Raw genomic sequence first — 17,435 nt, 5'->3', positions numbered from 1 at the left:
GTCCTCCTCAACATAGTTGAATAGATATTACCTATAATTATGTTCAAGACTTTTTCTAATGCCTGGCCCTTAATCATTCTTTTTTAACCTCGATTTTGAAATTGTCCGATACATTTAAAAATACAAAAAAACTTCGGCGTAAGCCGAAGCATGTTGACGTTAACTATATGTGCTCTAGGAAAAATGCTTCTTCCGATCGTCAACGCAAAACTTTGCCAAGCTTATCAGTACCAAAACCGTTTTATTGTTGGTCCGGTAAACCTAATGCATTGGCTGAAGTTATCGCTTGATCTAAAAATTCCTCTGCTCGGGTCAATTGCTGCCTGGCAATCTCCAACGCTTGTGAATTTGTTGCCGCATTAGATTCACTTAACGAGCTTATTGCCTGATTTAAAGCCGTCTGCACCTTAGAAACCGCGTTAGATGCATGCTGCTCCAGCGTATTACTACCACTCGAGTTAAGTGCATCTTCTGCTGGTTTTCTTGCGTTTTCGGTTGCTAGATCAATTTTGTTTTTATTGGGCACCGTGACTCCTCCTTCCATGAGTAAGATCATTCATTTAAACAGAAATAAGTATGGGATTGAGATTTTGTATATATCCCTGCGACTGTATGGGAATATTCGGATCTTACCTCTCCGGTGATCCATATTAGTATAAGATCCGATGCATTGGAAAATCTAATCTTGATGAAAAAGGAGGGGATCATTTCTGAATGGCTAATCCAACGCTAGCGCCGCACGAATCGATGGAACTGCATGAAGCGTTAAACTTCAAAACGCTCTGCATCGCTAAGTCGAAACTTATGCAAGGCCTGGTCTTTGACCAAGAGCTAAAAGCATTAATGCAGAAAGACGTAATTCAATCCATACAACAGATTGCTGAGCTGCAAGCAATCTACGCAAGAGCTCCTTTTCAAGCACCCGTTCCGAATAATCCGACACCTATAACACATTAAGGGGAACTCAGATGAATACCGATTATTTAGATCCGATTAATTCATTGAATATGCCGGAAATGGCAGATATGACTTTTGCCATGGATTTCCTTCTTCGTGCCAAGGAGGGTGTACGTAATTTGTCCATCGCCCTGACGGAAACGGCTTCACCGGATGTAAGAGCCCTGTTGCATACTCATCTGAAGCAGGGAATTTCAATGCACCAAGAAATTTCGGAGCTCATGATTCGCAAAAAATGGTTTCATCCTTATGAGCTGAACGAACAGTACCAACTCGATCAGCTTTCGGCGAAAAATACGGTGATGATCGGGCAGATGAATCTGTTCCCGGGTGATACGTCACGTAAAGGGATGTTTGATCGGACCCCAGATGAACATATTGGAGGACATAAAGCATGAAGGCGGTAACGTATCAAGGGGTTAAAAATGTCGTGGTCAAAGAGGTGCCGGATGCGAAGATTGTGAAACCGGACGATATGATCGTAAAGATCACCAGTACCGCGATTTGCGGTTCTGACCTTCATCTTATTCACGGGATGATCCCTAACCTTCAGGAAAACTATGTCATCGGACATGAGCCGATGGGGATCGTAGAAGAAGTGGGCCCTGGCGTGACCAAGGTAAAAAAAGGCGACCGCGTAATCATCCCGTTTAACATCGCATGCGGAGAATGCTTTTTTTGCAAAAATCAGCTGGAAAGCCAATGTGACAATTCCAACGAACACGGGGATATGGGCGCATATTTCGGCTACTCCGGAACGACCGGCGGATATCCCGGCGGGCAAGCGGAGTATTTACGGGTCCCATTTGCTAATTTTACCCACTTTAAGATCCCTGAAAACTGCGAACAACCGGACGAAAAGCTAAGCTTGATCGCCGATGCCATGACGACGGCATTCTGGAGCGTAGATAACGCCGGCGTTAAAAATGGAGATACGGTCATTGTGCTCGGCTGCGGCCCGGTCGGACTCCTAGCCCAGAAGTTCTGCTGGCTGAAAGGAGCTAAGCGGGTCATAGCCGTCGACTATGTCGATTACCGCTTAAAGCATGCGAAGCGAACAAACAATGTGGAAATAGTAAACTTCGAACAGGATAAGAATATTGGGAACACTCTCAAGGAAATGACCAAAGGCGGCGCCGATGTTGTCATTGATGCGGTAGGAATGGACGGCAAGATGAGCGATCTTGAATTTCTAGCCAGCGGTATGAAACTGCAAGGCGGCACCATGAGCGCATTTATCATTGCATCTCAGGCTGTTCGCAAAGGTGGCACCATTCAAGTCACTGGGGTATACGGCGGACGTTATAACGGATTCCCGCTCGGTGATATCATGCAGCGAAACGTGAATATCCGTTCCGGACAAGCTCCGGTCATTCACTACATGCCATACATGTACGAGTTGGTTACGTCTGGCAAAGTGGACCCTGGCGACATTGTTACGCACGTCATTCCGCTCAGCGAGGCCAAACGGGGCTATGAAGTGTTCGATACAAAAACGGACGATTGCATTAAAGTCATCTTAAAGCCTTAAATATGAATAGATACATGGGAGGACAATCTGAATGGATTCCACATACGCTTTGCATGAGATGCTCGAGGTACATGAAATAGCTGCGTTCAAGACGGTTTGTATGACTAAATCCAAGACCATGCAAGCTCTGGTAACCGACCCGGAGCTCAAGCAAATTTTGCAACAAGATGCGATCTTATCACAACAGCAGCTTCAGGAGCTCGGTGGAGTGCTGTCTAAAGCGACTGTATAGGAGATAAAAAAATGAACCCAATATTAGAACACATGACTGGTCTTAATACGCTGACCGATGACGTGATCGCAATGGATTTTTTGATGAACGCCAAGAGCGGTGTCAGAAACTACGCCATGGCTGTGACCGAATGTGCCACCCCCGAAATCAAACAAATTTTGATGAAACAGCTCGATGAAGCCATAGATTCTCATGAAAAGATATCAAATTACATGGTGCAGCATGGTTTATACCACCCTTACCATATTGCAGAGCAAATTCAGCTCGATCTGAAAAACATTCAGACTGCTATGAACATTCCGTCCTGACACCCTTTTTGATTTTAGCCAGAGACTTCAGAGAACAAAATGTCCCTGTGTCAAGAATTTCAACAATGAAAAAAGGCGGATACTATCCGCCCTTTTTTTGGCATCGTCACGAAACACGCTTATTGCAAGCGTTCCTTTACGTATTCTACTTATTTCTATCCTGAGACTGTTTATGGCCGCTGCTCTCTACTTTAATTGACTACAGTGAACTTAAGGCTCCAGCTTCCATGACATTTCCCAAAAATCAAGCTCAAAGCGACTGCACATCACGAAAATATCCTCCATCCGTTGGTACGTTCCCTCGCTACAGCCTTCTAATAGCTTATCAGTTAACGTCACTAGGGATTGATTGTTGCTGTTGTATTCAGAGGAAGCATATCCTGTGATCCACTCTCCGTAAAAAGGATGCTCAGCTGCACCTGGCTTTTGGGCAAGGACTTGACCAATCTCTGCATAGCTCCATGAGCAGGCCAGAATGGATACAAGTACTTCTGCTATGCCACCCGCATGGGAAACAGAGAGCATATAGTTAGTATAGGCTGCATTTTTCAGGGCAGGTTTTACCTGGAAAACATGATCCTCTGTAATTCCTAATCGCTCCATATAAGAACGATGAATTTTCATTTCACCATTCAGGATGTTATCTACGTTTTCACTAAAAAACTGCATCAATTTGGGGTCGTGCGACTTGACAATACCTAGTGCAAATACGCGGGCATAATCGAACAGGTACAAGTAGTCTTGCAGCAAATAATAACGAAATTGTTCAACCGTTAAGGAACCATCTCCGATTCCTTTAACAAAGGGATGCTCAAGACATTCCTTCCACACAGGCTGTGCTGCCTGATATAGTCTCTCTGAAATAGTCAACATGTGTTCCTCCAATTCATAATGTACGTATTTAAAAACAAAAAAACGAAACATCCTATGGATGTTTCGCAGACAAATACACTAAAACAAGGGGGTTCGCATGAGCTACCCAAGTACAGTGTTTCATCGTTGCATCCCTACGTTGGCATTATCCAAATCAGGTAAGGTCGGTTTAACACCCTCTCAGCCGGTTAAGGCTCCCTCGCAAACGGTTGTATGTAGTTGATTACTTTCCTATTCCCATAAAAGATAAAATAACATCCATTTAGTATATCAAGGGCTGTTAAATATAGTCAAGGAAGATTGTATCGCCCCTCATCACCTTTGGTGACGTATGTAAACGATGAAAACCATCACAACAATGGTTGAGTTTCAGCCACTGTTATGATGGTTTCTATTCTTGCAACTACTGCCGATGGTTTAATGCCCGAGTTTGTTCTTTCCGACAAAAGTGAGTATTCCGTACTGGGAAGTATTTCTCCAGCTCTCATTGGTCGTATCATTCCACTTGGCTACGCTCTGCTTACCTCCGCCCTGGTTGTCGTTAATTTGGAGCTCGAAACCGAGAACATTTCCTGCTTTGGGCGTCAATGATTGTAAATGAATTCTGGCTTCTACGAGATATCCTTTATTTGTTTTCTTCACAGCACTTACAAGGCGTCCAGGTGAGGCACCCCCTGCAAAGGTTCCCACATTGTCTGCACTGATTCTGAACTGGGCATCATCATATTGAAAATACGGTGTGCGCTGGTGATTCTCGTCCAGGAAAATCTCAACCGAATCCTGATCCCATGGGTTGATACTATCTGTAATGATGTTTGGATCAGTGACGTCGATCAGCAGGTATAGATACTCACCTGACCACATTGCGCGAGCCACTGCCTCTGCACCTTCGCTCTGGTTCAACCGTTTTACTTCAAATGGTGCAGCCTTATTCCATGATGTGTCTTTCTTCCCATCAATCTGAACAATCCCTTGCACAGCTTGTGCAGATTTGGGCATAGGGGCGAGTTGAATCACGCCGTATTTGCTTGTATCCTGTTCCTGAGATTGTGTTCTATCATTCCAGTACAGTGGATTATAAGGTTGTGTCCCACTTGAACCGCCATCAGTCACACGGATATCCAATCCGGCTTCATATTCTGATCCGACTTGGATACCACCCCACGGAATGGACAATTCAACCTGATATCCGGCTTTTGTCTCGCGTACACGATATGAACGCTGCTCCACACCCTCAGCTTTGCCCGACCGCTTAATGATTACGTGTCGGTCATCTGCTTCATATGAAGTGGTCTTGCCATTATTGAGATCAACAAAGATATCTACTCTGTCATTCACATCTGCCTTTGCATCCTGTACATCCACGAGGATATACAGGTTACTATGATCCCATAAAGTGCGGAAACTGGCTGATCCCGAAGAGTCACCCTTCAGTGGAGTAGACACCGCTTTGTTCCAGAGCGGATCTTGTGTCTGTTTTTTGATATCCGGTTTACCCGAAAGTGAGACGGCTCTCTGCGTCAACACAGGCAAACTGGATTCATCCACGAGTCCCCAGTATGCCTTTTTGGCCTTCAGGGCTGAATCAAACAGCATAGCCTGGTTGTTGTAAGACTTCTCATCTTGGAGTCCCCATAAGGTAACTGAAGAAATGTGGTCTTTGTGTTTTTTGTACAAATCCAACAGTTCCTTATATCGATACGCCTGCTTTACTGCAACTTCATCGGACATCTCTTCACCAAATGGAATTCCGCTATCCACATCCAGTTCCGTGATCTGAATATCCAATCCAAGTTCGGCGAACATGCTGATCGTTTTTTCAATTTCCTTGATGGGCGGGGATTCCAGGTTATAGTGGGATTGCAAACCCACACCATCGATGAGCCCTTTCTCTTTCAGTCGTTTGACCAACTGATACATATGCTCTCTTTTCTCAGAGATTTCCGTGAAGTATTCGTTGTAATATAATTTGGCATTCGGATCGGCTGCACGAGCGAATTCATAGGTTTTCTCAATATAATCCGGACCAATTAGTTCATAAAAGGGACTTTTACGTAAACCGTTGGCATCACCATTGCTATCCGCAATCGCCTCGTTTACCACATCCCAGGCATAGATCTTACCTTTGTATCGGGTCATGACGGTTTCAACGTAATCCTGAATCCGGGCAAGTAGTAATTCTCGACTCGCAGGGTTACCCTGAGGATCCTTGAACATCCACTCTGCTGCATCAATATGCCACAACAACGCATGTGCGCGTACGCCCATACCATGCTCCTCGGCGAACTGAACATATTGATCGGCTGCCTCGAACTCATAAACACCTTCGGAAGGAGACATGTACTTCGGTTTCATCTCGTAGGTTGCGGTCAAGCTGTTAAAGTGCTTTGTGAGCAGTTGTCCATATGCGCCTTCCAACTGCCAGCGATACACCGCTGCACCAATGGGGAAATCATCTTGATACAGGTCTTTCAGAGACAGAATCCCTTCTTCAATCTCCAGTTGCTCGGCCAGAGTAAATGATACATCATCCACATAGAACGATAACGTATCTACGCTATCTTCAGAGATGTAGGGTGTTTCGATGAACAAATTCAATTCAGTGGGATCATCGCTATACTGAAATTTTCCGGTGATTTTGTGCCATGTATTCCATTCTGCTTTGGCAATTTTCACGCTACCGATTGGGTTCCAGCTTTCGGCAGTTGTTTTTTTATATGTGGTGAGCTGTAATGTTTGATCCGTGGTGGGCTCCTGAGTAAGTCTTACATATGCCGCAATTTCGTACTCTTGGTTACGCTTAAGCAGATCCTTCATGGATAACATCGGTCCATGATAGGAACGCTCACGGTTGGCGACCAGCATACTGGACTGACCTTCGTGTGCTTCCTGCTGTGTCACTGTCAGCCTTTCGTTACCTGTACGTGGAGTCCACCCCTGAAGTGTACCGTCTTCAAAGTTTGTACTCAAATGACCTCCCTCCACTTCCGTAACTGCTTTGGCTGCATGTGAGACATTCGTAAATGGAAGCATGGCGAGTACGAGCACAAGAACCAAGGCCGTTATATTCCATTGACCTAACCGTTTCATACAATTCCTCCTCTTGATTTGGTCTAAGTATTTCTGAACGGATTAACATCCAGATAAATAGATTATAGCTCTTTGGATAACGCTTACATATAACAAATTTACAATAATTACAATAAAATGTTATCACTTGGTAATCTCGTGTGGGTTTAGGAAGCTGGAGTTCGTTCGCAAGGGATATCAAAAAACCGCTACATATTTGCAAAAATAAAAGACCGTTTCCCGATAAAATACGAGAAAACGGTCATCGTTAGAAAGTATCTTTTTTCCTGTCTGCTAACAGGCATATAAACTTTGTTTTATAATCGTCCCTCGTGACCCTGATCCTCCTGCACAATTCGAGCTATGTGAATCATCAAATATAATAATTCCTCGTTTGATATGGAGATATCCAGCATATTCTGCACGTAGGTTTTAATCATCTCCGCGCATTTGTATTCAAACGGATGCTCCTTCACCATGTGTTGAAATATAAAATCTTTCGCCGAATTGCCCAGACGTCCTTCTTGTAAACGCTGGATGAAGAATTGCAAATGTGTGACAAGTCTCACATAATGGATGGAATTTTTGTTCAATTGCATATCAAAGGTGTATTGAATCAGGTTAAAAATATCTTTTAACATCTTAACGGATTGCATCGTTCGCTCCATATTCTGTTCATGCGTTTGGGCATTCACGAAATGAAAAGCGATATTCCCTGCTTCTTCTTCCGGCAGTTCGATACCCAATTCTAGATTCAGCATCTGAACGGCTTCAAGGCCCAGTTCGAATTCGACAGGATGAAACCTCTGGATCTCCCATAACATGCGATTCTGTAATGCTACACCTTTTTTCCATCGTTCAATGGCAAATGACAAGTGATCCATAAGCGTGAAGAAGATTTGATCGTCAAGAGACAGCTTTTCTTTTGCATTGGTAATCAGTTTGTTTATGACATTCACATGTTTTTCTGGCATGTTTTCGATGGTTCGTACGTAAGCCTGGGCAGACGGATTATTTTGCAAAATGAATCGTTTCTGGATGTGTTCTTCATCCAGCCGCTCGCCGACTTTGCCTTTGAATGCCAACCCTTTTCCCATGACAATCATCTCTTGTCCCTGTTCATCTTTGGTCAGAAGCAAGCTGTTATTTAATATTTTGATTACTCTCATGCATTCATCACGATCCTTTATTCTTTCGTGACCGCCTGATCCGAATTTCCGATACATCTGCCATTCTGTTTAATGACCTCTTGATACCACGAGAAGCTTTTCTTCTTCAAACGCTTCAAGTCTTTCAGATCCTGTTCACCGCGGTTTACATAGATCATTCCATAACGTTTCCCATACCCCTGATGTGTGCTTACCAAGTCAATAACGGACCAAGGGCAATAACCAATCACATCTACTCCATCCGTTAGAGCCAGTCTGATCTGTTCCAGATGTTTCTCGATAAAATCAATCCGGTACGTATCGTTAATGGTGTTATCTGCCTCAAGTACATCCGGGGCTCCAATACCATTTTCCGTAATTAGAATAGGGAGACCATATCGTTCACATACCTTACGCAATGTCAGCCTTAGGCCAACCGGGTCAATGACCCAACCATATTTCGTTTTTTCCGTATAAGGATTCTCCGCGGCCCGGTATACTCCCTGCTCGCCAAGCATAATTTGCTGATCACCCGCACGAGCTGTAACATCCGACGCATCGCCCATACTGGCGGCAATGGTTGCCGTCGAGTAGTAGTTGATTGCTACCAGATCGGGGCGGCCAAACTGGATATCTTCCATGTCACCCTGCTCAATAACCGGCTCGATGCCGCGTTCCTGTAAATAACTCCAGAATAATGGATTATACCGTCCCCACACCGATAAGTCGAGAAAACCCCATCCACGAATCGTCTCCCAGTTATGAGCAGCGACTGCATCGGCTGGTCTGGAGGTTGCCTGGTACATGGAAGTCATGTTTAAAGCAGGTCCGATCTTACCTTGCGGGAGCATATCATGAAATAGTCGCATCGTTCTGCCTTGAGCTACAAACATGTGATGATTTTGCTGATACAGTTCCTTATTGGATGGCAAACGCCCGCCTTTTGGTGTACCAATAGCACCTGGATGAAGAATCATCGTATTTTGCTCATTAATGGTCAACCAATATTTCACTTTATGCCCGTAATGCTCAAACAAGATACGCCCATACTCGACGAAGGCATCGATCGTCCCCCGGTTGTTCCATCCTCCGGTTTTCTCAAGCTCGTAGGGTAAGTCGAAATGGTACATGGTCACAATGGGCTCAATACCATGGAGCAGCAATTCGTCAATTAATTGGTGATAAAAATCGAGTCCCTTCTCATTAACAGTCCCTGTGCCTGAAGGCAAGATTCGAGTCCATGCAATTGAAAAACGATATGCTTTGAGGCCCAGCTCTGCAAAAAGCTTCACGTCTTCTCTGAACCGGTGATAGTGATCGCTCGCAACCGTGAAATCGGCGGTTCCAGCCGGATGATCACACATATCGATGACGGACAGGCCTTTGCCATCTTTGTTCCAGGCTCCCTCCACTTGATAGGCCGAGGTAGACCCTCCCCACAGAAATTCATTGGGGAATGGTTTGATCTGTTGATATAACATCTCAAGCACTCCTTCATTTTAAATGTTGATCATGATATATGACGGACCATATGAAGTATCGTATTACGTTTGTTACGAAAGATGGATAATGGTTGCTCCAACCTCCACAGGATTCTGCTTCTCCAGCTTAATATCCGAGAAACGATCCGAATTGGCGATAATGATCGGGGTTATGACTTCATACCCTTCTGCCTTGATGGCATCGATATCAAAGCGGATCAACAAGTCACCCCGTTGTACGCGATCCCCTACTTTAATGGAAGAGTCAAAATGTCTCCCCTTTAGGTTGACGGTATCCACTCCAATATGAATGAGCACCTCTTCTCCATCATAACCGTTTAATTTGACCGCATGTTTGGAGTCCATGAAAGCCGTAACTTCACCTGCGATTGGTGCATACAGTTCTCCTTTGGCAGGAATAATGGCAGCACCCTTACCCAGTAATCCCAAAGAGAAGACATCGTCTGGTACACGGTCTAGATGGACTAATTCCCCTTGCATCGGGCTGGCGATCGTAAGTGGGCGTAATTCATTTTGGCTCGGTACATTTGCATTTGTTATTGTAGAAGACTGTGTGCTTGGGCTGTTGTCTTGAACAGGCTGCCCGGAAAGTGTCTTGTCATCGTTAACGTTGGTAGTTCCTTCTTCTTCATCTTCCACTGGATCTTCAAAACCAATGATCCATGTCAGAGCAAAGGTAACGATAAAAGCGATCATACAAGTCACAATGGCATGAACGATGTTCATCGGATTGCTGCCAATGAATGCAGGTAACGCGGCAAGCCCTGGAGACACGAAGGCATAACGTACTAATCCGGTCAGACCAGCGTATATCCCTGCTACACCACCACCGATCATTGCGGCAATTAAGGGTTTCTTCAGTTTCAGCGTTACACCGTACAAGGATGGTTCCGTGATGCCCAGCACAGCGGTGAAACCGGATGAAGCAGCGAGCTGTTTCAGTTTTTGGTTTTTGGTTTTCAATGCTACAGCAAGGGTGGCCCCACCTTGAGCAATATTGGACGCGAGCATTCCGGGACCGTTGATCATTTCATATCCATTTTTGGTCAGTTGGCTAGTTGCAATCGGCGTCATGGCCCATGCGGTACCTGTTACGATCAGGAATGGTTGCAAAGTTCCCATTAACAACGGAATCAGCCAACTGGCTCTGGCATTGATCGCTTCTGCACCCATCGCAACCAGATCATTCAGGTACGTTCCGAAAGGCCCAATCGCCACCAATGCAAGTGGTGCTGTAATCAATAGTACAATCATTGGTTTCGTGAAAAATTTGATCATTGAGGGCGATACCCGATCCGCGAAACGTTCAATATAGGACATGAGCCAAACGACGATAATAATCGGCAGTACGGAGCCCGCGTAATCGGTTAGTCGAACTGGCACACCGATGAAAAACACGTCTTTTCCTTCCGCCATCAGGGCGCTCCATCCCGGGTGTAATAACACGCCGGCAACTGTCATCGCCAGAATGGGACTTGTTTCAAATTTAATGGAAGCTCCATAAGCCAGCAGAATAGGCATGAAATAAAAAGCCGCGTCCGCAATGGTATTAAGGATATAGTAGTTTTGGCTTTCCGTCGTTACGAGGCCTGTCAGCACAAGTACGGCTAATATCGCTTTGATCATACCTGCGCCAATGATTGCCGGAATTACCGGAGTAAATGTTGTTGAGATCACGCTGATGAATCTGGAGATCCAGCTCTGTTTTTGCTTTGGTCCGTTATTTTTGCCAGAATTCGATTTGGAGTCCGCACTTCGGGTAGCCGAACCCATCTGCTGAGTGATAACTCGGTAGACCTGCTGCACCTCATTGCCCACAACGACCTGGTATTGTCCACCATTGTTCACAACGGTAATGACACCTGGAAGTGCTTTGAGTTTTTCTGTCTCCGCTTTGGAGATGTCGTGCAGTTCGAACCGAAGTCGAGTTGCGCAGTGCGTAAGCCGAGCGATATTCTCTTTCTTCCCAACCAATTCCGTTATCTCTTGTCCCAACTTGCGATAATCCATACCAATGCCTCATTTCTGAATTTGGATATAAAAAAGACCAAAACGATATGCCCTCCCCTACTCACATAAGGAAAATGCAAAATCATTTTGGTCATGCCTGCTTTACCAGTAACAGCCAAACACTGCTAATATTCAATTCGTTATCGATGTAAACGTTTACTGGATCATAATATCACACAATAAATTAGTTAGCAATCACTTTATTCGACATTTTTCTGCAACATATTTACACCCATGTTATATCAGCACATATTGAAAAAAATCCTACATTAGCTACTATAAAAAAAGCGAATTGAATTTACACCACATTAAATCTAAATGACAGGATGGTGCTAAAAGGTGTCGGTCGTTATATCAACAGATGATTTAGAACTTTCTTGTCCTCATTGTAATGGCGAAAAGCAAGTTAATGAGGAGGACCAAATGGTGCCTTGTCCAAAATGTGAAGGTAAGGGCGTAATTCTAACTACATTAGGACAAACATTACTTCACTTCATAAAAAAACATACTTAAAATAAGTAGAAAGAGACCGTAACTATTATAGTGCGGTCTCTTTCTGTCTTTATCCAATTTATATACGGTGAAAATGTATCCAATGTACAATCAGGACGTGGTACGCTTGCTTTTCCTTGTTGGATTTAATAAAACATAATATCTTTTGGGCAAATTCTGTTGTCTTTTTTACTATCTAGCTGACAAGGCTATGACCAAATTAGCGGCCTTCTATAGGCTTCCACCCATTCCCCTTCTCATTTGCCTACATACAATACATTAGACTAATGAACAGGAGTGATGTGATATGACATTTTTACCTCCTTTTGGACCTGGTGGAGGGTTCGGTGGCCCTGGGGGTCCCGGAGGACCAGGAGGACCCGGCGGACCAGGCGGATTTCCTGGTCCGCCATCGTTCCCCGGGGGTGGAGGCGGCGGACCACAAGGCGTGCAGGCACCTACAGGGCCGCCACCATCATTCATTCCACAGCAACCCGCTTCGTTATATGCGGTAGATCCAAGAGCCATATCCGGCTGCCTGTTTCGTTACACATATATTTGGCCGGATCGTGGTCCCGGCTTCTGGATGTACCCGGTATTTGTAGGTAGAAATTCGGTGGCTGGCTTCCGTTGGAATGGCTTCTTCTGGCTATACACCGGCATTGATCTGCAGCGAATCAGCTCGTTTAGCTGTTTCTAGAAGTAAATCCCCCTGTATGCGGATTAATCCACATACAGGGGGATTTAGAGTTATGGAATATTCACCTTGTCTAAAGCAACTTAATCAGCTTTTCTAGCTCATCAACCAAACTCTTTGCAAGTTCAAAATTAGTATCTTTTAAAGCCAATTCAATTTTCATTTCAACAGACTTTTTCTTTTGTTCATTTTCTAGATAGTTTTCATTAAAATGACTCGCATAAATCATCTGTCTAAATTCTTCTATACTCATTTTACTAATCGTTTTGTCCTCGATAATTAAAACATAATCCATACCATTTACAACCGAATAGAAATCATGAGAAATCATGATAATCGCACCTTTGTAGTCTTCAATGGCTTTCTCCAATGCGATTTGTGTATAGATGTCCAGATGGCTTGTCGGTTCATCTAGGAGCAATACGTTGGCTTGACTGGCAGAAACTTTAGCCAGTTGAAGCATGTTTTTTTCTCCACCAGATAAAGATTCAATCTTTTGATCAAGGATTTCTCCTTCAAAGCCATAGTTTGGAAGATACGATCTAATTTCATCATACGTTTGAAAGCCGGAATCAATGAATTCATTTAGGATGGTATTCGAATCTTTTAGCATTTCGCCTTGAACCTGAGATAAATAGGCCACTTTAACATCAGCATTTATTTCAATGGCATCCTGATTATTTTTAAAGATTTCTCGGAGTAAAGTCGTTTTCCCGGTACCGTTAGGACCGATCAGGGCTACTTTATCTGTCGATTTGATCTCAAAGTTCACATTTTCCAAAAGCAACTCGTCAAAGGAAACGTTATAGTTATTGACGTTAACCACAACGGTATCTTCCATTTCCTTATCGATCCCAAAACGGATATTCGGCTGTTTGATATCGACAAATGGCTCTTTTATTCGACGTGCTTCCAATCTCTCTTGAAACTTGACTCTGGCTTTTAACGCTCTTCCTCTGGAGGCTTCCGAATTATACGTGGCGATCTCTCTAAGATTGTCGATGATGTGATCATATCTCTCAATTTCTTCAGCTTCAGCAACTGCGATTTCTTGCAGTTCGATCTTAGACTGAAGCAGTGAGAAGTTATAATCGATATATCGCCCGTCAAACTCTTGGAGCTCTGTGTTTTCTAGGTGTATGATTTTGTTGAAACAATGGTTCAACAGATATCGGTTGTGCGTAACGACCAGCAACATTCCCTTGTGTGTGTTAATCAATTTTTTAAGCGCGTTCAGGTTTTCAAAGTCTAAAAATACATCAGGTTCGTCCATAATCATGAAGTCTGGACGATTCAGCATTTCCTTCATCACTTGAATAAGTTTGAATTCCCCGCCGCTTACGGCGGATATACTAAGATCTTTGAGCTTCATGAGGTTGGCAAGGTTTAACTGTTTATTGATGTTTTTTTCGTAATTATCCCCATCCATCGCCTCGAATGCATCCAAAGCCAATTGAAGCTTTTCCATCAGGGAATCCATATCCGATGTGGTGGCCATCTCCGCATAAATCGCTGTAATTTCATCTTGTATCTTGATGAATTCTTCTGCGATATATTCAAAAACGGTCATTTCTTTTGTTTTGTCTACTTGCAAAAACTGACTCACATACCCGATTCTGCAATCGGGGTCTATCTCTAACTTGCCCTCGAACAAATATCGTTCCGGATCCATCAGGATATCGATCAATGTACTTTTTCCACTGCCGCTTGTTCCGATAAAAGCACAATGTTGTGCCTCTTCAAACGTAAATGAAATGTTTTTATATAGTTCCTTTTGTGGAAATGAGAAGGATAGGTTTTCAACTTTTATCATAGCGTTACCTTTCTTTATAACTAAATTGGTGGCTAATATTAAATATATTGTCGAACACAGACTTTTAGAGTAACACTGTTTACCACCAAGTACAATCGATTTTTAGCACTTACCCTCACTTTGAAACTCTAATACGTTCTATAGAATGATGGCTAGTGGACGGTGGTTTCTTCGTAAAACACTACTGACATACTGTTGTCAGTAGTGTATTTGTATAGTTGGAGTAAGCAATTGTAAAGGAGTAGAAGTAAATGCGAAGTGTTTTTGGTCCAAAATGTATTACTTATTATAGGAAGGATGATATCTCGTGAATTTTGCTTCTTTGCGTATCATTACTGATGACGTGGATCGTCTCGTCGAGTTCTATGAGAAAATCACGGGTGTTTCGGCGGAACGCCCTGCACCTGTCTTTGCCGAACTCGTTATGCCATCGTGCACTCTAGCGATCGGCCACTCCCAGACGGTGCAACTATTTGGCGCTGGTTCCGCTGTGGCAGCCAACAATCGTACTGTCATTATTGAGTTCCACGTCCACGATGTTGATGCCGAATACGAGCGCTTGAAGCCGTTTGTTGATGAGTGGGTAAAGGAACCTAGCACAATGCCGTGGGGGAATCGTGCTGTGCTGTTTCGCGATCCTGACGGTAATCTGGTTAATCTCTTCACGCCGGTGACCGAGGAAGCAATCCAACGGTTCAGTGGTAGGCTATAAAGGACGGTTGAAATGAGCTACCAGAGGGCGGCATGCTTTCTAACGATCTCAATAAAAGCTTCTACTTGGGGAGAGATCCACTTGTTTTTGGGATACAGCAACTGCGTAGCTAGATTTTGTTTGTACTGCTGACCTGAAAGTTTTTCTTCCTTCAGCTCCTTCTCTACCGTAATTCGAGGTAACAAGGATATGCCCATACCGCTCAATATCGACTGTTTCACAGCTTCAATACTCCAGAATTCAATATTGGAAGTAATCCCAATCTGATACTCTTCAATGCATTGTTCAAACAATGTGCGATAACCGCAACCTCTTTCGGTAAAAAGTAAATTGCTTCGTACAATGTCCCGTTGTAGCTCAAATGAATTGGGGTACAGCAGCATCATGGGCTCCTCAGCCAATTTCTCACTGTACAGATTGGGATCATGTACCTCTGTCCCCAGCATGAAGGAAATATCACTTTTACCTTGCATCAAATTCTCTTTATAATATACGGAATCTAATTGGTGCCACTCGATATTGACATGAGGATGCAATTTTTTGAATTCCTCAATAATAGGTGGAAAACGATAGATCAACAACGTTTCCCCAATACTGATCACGATATTACCTGTTAATTCCCCTTGTGCAGCAGTCACTTCCTTAATCATATGATACAGATCAAGCATTTTTTGGGCATGTGGCAACAATTTTTTCCCAGTCTCTGTTAAAATAACCCGCTTACCAATTCGATCAAATAAAGGGTAGTTAATCTCCTCTTCCAACGCCTTAATATGCAATGTAATTGTAGATTGCGCGTATCCAAGATGTTCAGCAGCTTTGGTAAATCCCTCGTGTTCCACAATTGTAATAAATGTGACCAAATGACGTATTTCCATCATTGGCTCCCTTCTTTTTAACATCATTAAAACTGATCGTTTACATATAAACTATCAATTTCACTAATGGAAAGCAATCGTTTATATTCAATGTAGCTCATTAAGAGCCCATTTCATTTTTAATCTCAAACGTTTATGGAAGGGAGTAATCACTATGCAAACAGCAGCAACGTCATCCATCTTGATCAATGGATATCGAATCGCTTATGAGCAATACGGAGAAGGCTCTCCCATATGGCTCCTTCACGGAACACCCTCTTATAGCTATGAATGGAGAAAAGTAATACCCGCGCTGGTTCAAAAAGGGTATAAAGTCTACGTACATGACCTTCTGGGATATGGAGCATCCGAAAGACCACTCGAAGCAGATACTTCTGTGGCAGCACAATATACGCTGTTCAGTCAGCTTTTAGACGAACTTGGAATGGATCGTTTACATGTTGCAGCCCACGATCTGGGTGGAATTGTTGGAGTCCAACTAGCCTTGGAACAGCCTGAGCGTGTACAATCGCTTACGTTACTCAACATGCCCAGCTATGATTCGTGGCCCTCACCAACCTGGAAGAAAATTATTGAAGAACAGCTTGAACAGGTTGAACAAATGCCCCGTGCAGATTTTGATATCATGCTAAAGAAACAATTACCCATGGCAGTGTATAATAAAGAGCTTATGACTGGCGATACACTTGATGCGTATCTGGAACCCCATGCAGGTTCATTGGGCAAAGCCTCTTTTTTCTCCCATCAGGTAGCTCACTATAATGCAAAATATACTGAATCCTATGGAACAGATTTACCCAAGCTGAAGGTCCCTGTTCAAATTCTATGGGGTGAAGAAGATGAATGGCAGCCCCTCATGTACGCAAAGAGGCTTGTCCAGGATATTCCCCATGCCTGCCTACATGTCATTCCCAAAGCTGGTCATTTTGTCATGGAAGATGAACCGGGGCAATGTTCAGATTATATCGACCGTTTCTGCAATAAACATCCGTGAGTAGGTTTGTATATTGAACAGAATCTCTAAGAGAAAAATTAAGCGCTCCACTGGCATAAAGCTGGTGGAGCCTTTTTTTGGTTAATGGCAAGGTGTCCTTGCATACTGTTAGTTTATAATCTGCGTATATGTATATACAAATTTAGGATTAGTCTTCATTTCCCCCTTCAATATTACGATAAATAGTATGGGGTTATACGAATAGCCATATTTACTTTA

At 43.5% G+C, this 17,435-nt stretch carries 17 protein-coding genes and 1 riboswitch; of the genes, 9 read left to right on the top strand and 8 right to left on the bottom strand.

Annotated elements, in window-relative coordinates:
• Nucleotides 1-241: 241 nt before the first annotated feature.
• Entirely contained in the window at nt 242-526 is a 285-nt protein-coding gene (locus MHI48_RS16160; protein ID WP_036615403.1) for a hypothetical protein, read from the bottom strand.
• A 188-nt stretch (nt 527-714) separates the two neighbouring features.
• Between MHI48_RS16160 and MHI48_RS16155 the strand changes: the two genes are divergently transcribed.
• Genes MHI48_RS16155 through MHI48_RS16135 form a run of 5 tightly spaced genes read left to right on the top strand, consistent with a single transcriptional unit; the run spans nt 715 to nt 3,028 of the window.
• Nucleotides 715-957, top strand: coding sequence for a hypothetical protein (locus MHI48_RS16155; RefSeq protein WP_036615405.1), 243 nt, complete (start codon nt 715-717; stop codon nt 955-957).
• A gap of 11 nt (nt 958-968) precedes the next feature.
• Nucleotides 969-1,355, top strand: a complete 387-nt coding sequence (locus MHI48_RS16150; RefSeq protein ID WP_036615408.1) for a spore coat protein — start codon at nt 969-971, stop codon at nt 1,353-1,355.
• Nucleotides 1,352-2,488, top strand: a complete 1,137-nt coding sequence (locus MHI48_RS16145; protein ID WP_036615410.1) for a zinc-dependent alcohol dehydrogenase — start codon at nt 1,352-1,354, stop codon at nt 2,486-2,488. The genes MHI48_RS16150 and MHI48_RS16145 overlap by 4 nt, the downstream gene beginning before the upstream one ends.
• A gap of 31 nt (nt 2,489-2,519) precedes the next feature.
• Nucleotides 2,520-2,720 (top strand): hypothetical protein, encoded by a 201-nt coding sequence (locus MHI48_RS16140; protein ID WP_076210515.1) that lies wholly within the window; start codon nt 2,520-2,522, stop codon nt 2,718-2,720.
• A gap of 11 nt (nt 2,721-2,731) precedes the next feature.
• Nucleotides 2,732-3,028, top strand: a complete 297-nt coding sequence (locus MHI48_RS16135) for a spore coat protein (protein ID WP_036615415.1) — start codon at nt 2,732-2,734, stop codon at nt 3,026-3,028.
• Nucleotides 3,029-3,238: 210 nt separating this feature from the next.
• Here MHI48_RS16135 and tenA read toward each other — a convergent pair whose 3' ends face one another.
• The 5 genes from tenA to MHI48_RS16110 form a co-directional block, all read right to left on the bottom strand.
• Nucleotides 3,239-3,901, bottom strand: a complete 663-nt coding sequence (gene tenA, locus MHI48_RS16130) for a thiaminase II (RefSeq protein ID WP_083669638.1) — start codon at nt 3,899-3,901, stop codon at nt 3,239-3,241.
• Between the two features lie 113 nt (nt 3,902-4,014).
• A riboswitch (TPP riboswitch) is annotated at nt 4,015-4,112 on the bottom strand.
• Nucleotides 4,113-4,318: 206 nt separating this feature from the next.
• On the bottom strand, nt 4,319-6,991 hold the full coding sequence (locus tag MHI48_RS16125; RefSeq protein ID WP_036615417.1) for an endo-1,4-beta-xylanase: 2,673 nt from the start codon (nt 6,989-6,991) through the stop codon (nt 4,319-4,321).
• Nucleotides 6,992-7,287: 296 nt separating this feature from the next.
• Nucleotides 7,288-8,139, bottom strand: a complete 852-nt coding sequence (licT, locus tag MHI48_RS16120; RefSeq protein ID WP_076318155.1) for a BglG family transcription antiterminator LicT — start codon at nt 8,137-8,139, stop codon at nt 7,288-7,290.
• A 17-nt stretch (nt 8,140-8,156) separates the two neighbouring features.
• Nucleotides 8,157-9,599, bottom strand: coding sequence for a glycoside hydrolase family 1 protein (locus tag MHI48_RS16115; RefSeq protein ID WP_036615418.1), 1,443 nt, complete (start codon nt 9,597-9,599; stop codon nt 8,157-8,159).
• A 72-nt stretch (nt 9,600-9,671) separates the two neighbouring features.
• Complete coding sequence (locus MHI48_RS16110; protein ID WP_405141048.1) at nt 9,672-11,630, bottom strand: beta-glucoside-specific PTS transporter subunit IIABC; 1,959 nt, start codon at nt 11,628-11,630, stop codon at nt 9,672-9,674.
• 339 nt (nt 11,631-11,969) lie between these two features.
• Between MHI48_RS16110 and MHI48_RS16105 the strand changes: the two genes are divergently transcribed.
• Nucleotides 11,970-12,143, top strand: a complete 174-nt coding sequence (locus MHI48_RS16105; protein WP_076253183.1) for a tryptophan RNA-binding attenuation protein — start codon at nt 11,970-11,972, stop codon at nt 12,141-12,143.
• 286 nt (nt 12,144-12,429) lie between these two features.
• Nucleotides 12,430-12,822 (top strand): hypothetical protein, encoded by a 393-nt coding sequence (locus tag MHI48_RS16100; protein ID WP_036671465.1) that lies wholly within the window; start codon nt 12,430-12,432, stop codon nt 12,820-12,822.
• Between the two features lie 70 nt (nt 12,823-12,892).
• Here the strand turns inward: MHI48_RS16100 and MHI48_RS16095 are convergent, their stop codons facing one another.
• Complete coding sequence (locus MHI48_RS16095; RefSeq protein WP_339193454.1) at nt 12,893-14,632, bottom strand: ATP-binding cassette domain-containing protein; 1,740 nt, start codon at nt 14,630-14,632, stop codon at nt 12,893-12,895.
• A 307-nt stretch (nt 14,633-14,939) separates the two neighbouring features.
• Between MHI48_RS16095 and MHI48_RS16090 the strand changes: the two genes are divergently transcribed.
• Nucleotides 14,940-15,344, top strand: coding sequence for a VOC family protein (locus tag MHI48_RS16090; protein ID WP_047843163.1), 405 nt, complete (start codon nt 14,940-14,942; stop codon nt 15,342-15,344).
• A 17-nt stretch (nt 15,345-15,361) separates the two neighbouring features.
• Here the strand turns inward: MHI48_RS16090 and MHI48_RS16085 are convergent, their stop codons facing one another.
• Nucleotides 15,362-16,225, bottom strand: coding sequence for a LysR family transcriptional regulator (locus MHI48_RS16085; RefSeq protein WP_083669641.1), 864 nt, complete (start codon nt 16,223-16,225; stop codon nt 15,362-15,364).
• 151 nt (nt 16,226-16,376) lie between these two features.
• On the opposite strand from MHI48_RS16085, the gene MHI48_RS16080 reads away from it, so the two are divergent.
• Nucleotides 16,377-17,216, top strand: coding sequence for an alpha/beta fold hydrolase (locus MHI48_RS16080; protein WP_036615429.1), 840 nt, complete (start codon nt 16,377-16,379; stop codon nt 17,214-17,216).
• The last annotated feature ends 219 nt before the right edge of the window (nt 17,217-17,435 follow it).

Origin of the sequence: Paenibacillus sp. FSL H7-0942, assembly GCF_045040715.1 — a bacterium.
Classification (GTDB): domain Bacteria; phylum Bacillota; class Bacilli; order Paenibacillales; family Paenibacillaceae; genus Paenibacillus; species Paenibacillus amylolyticus.
This window is presented reverse-complemented; position numbering and strand designations above follow the sequence as displayed.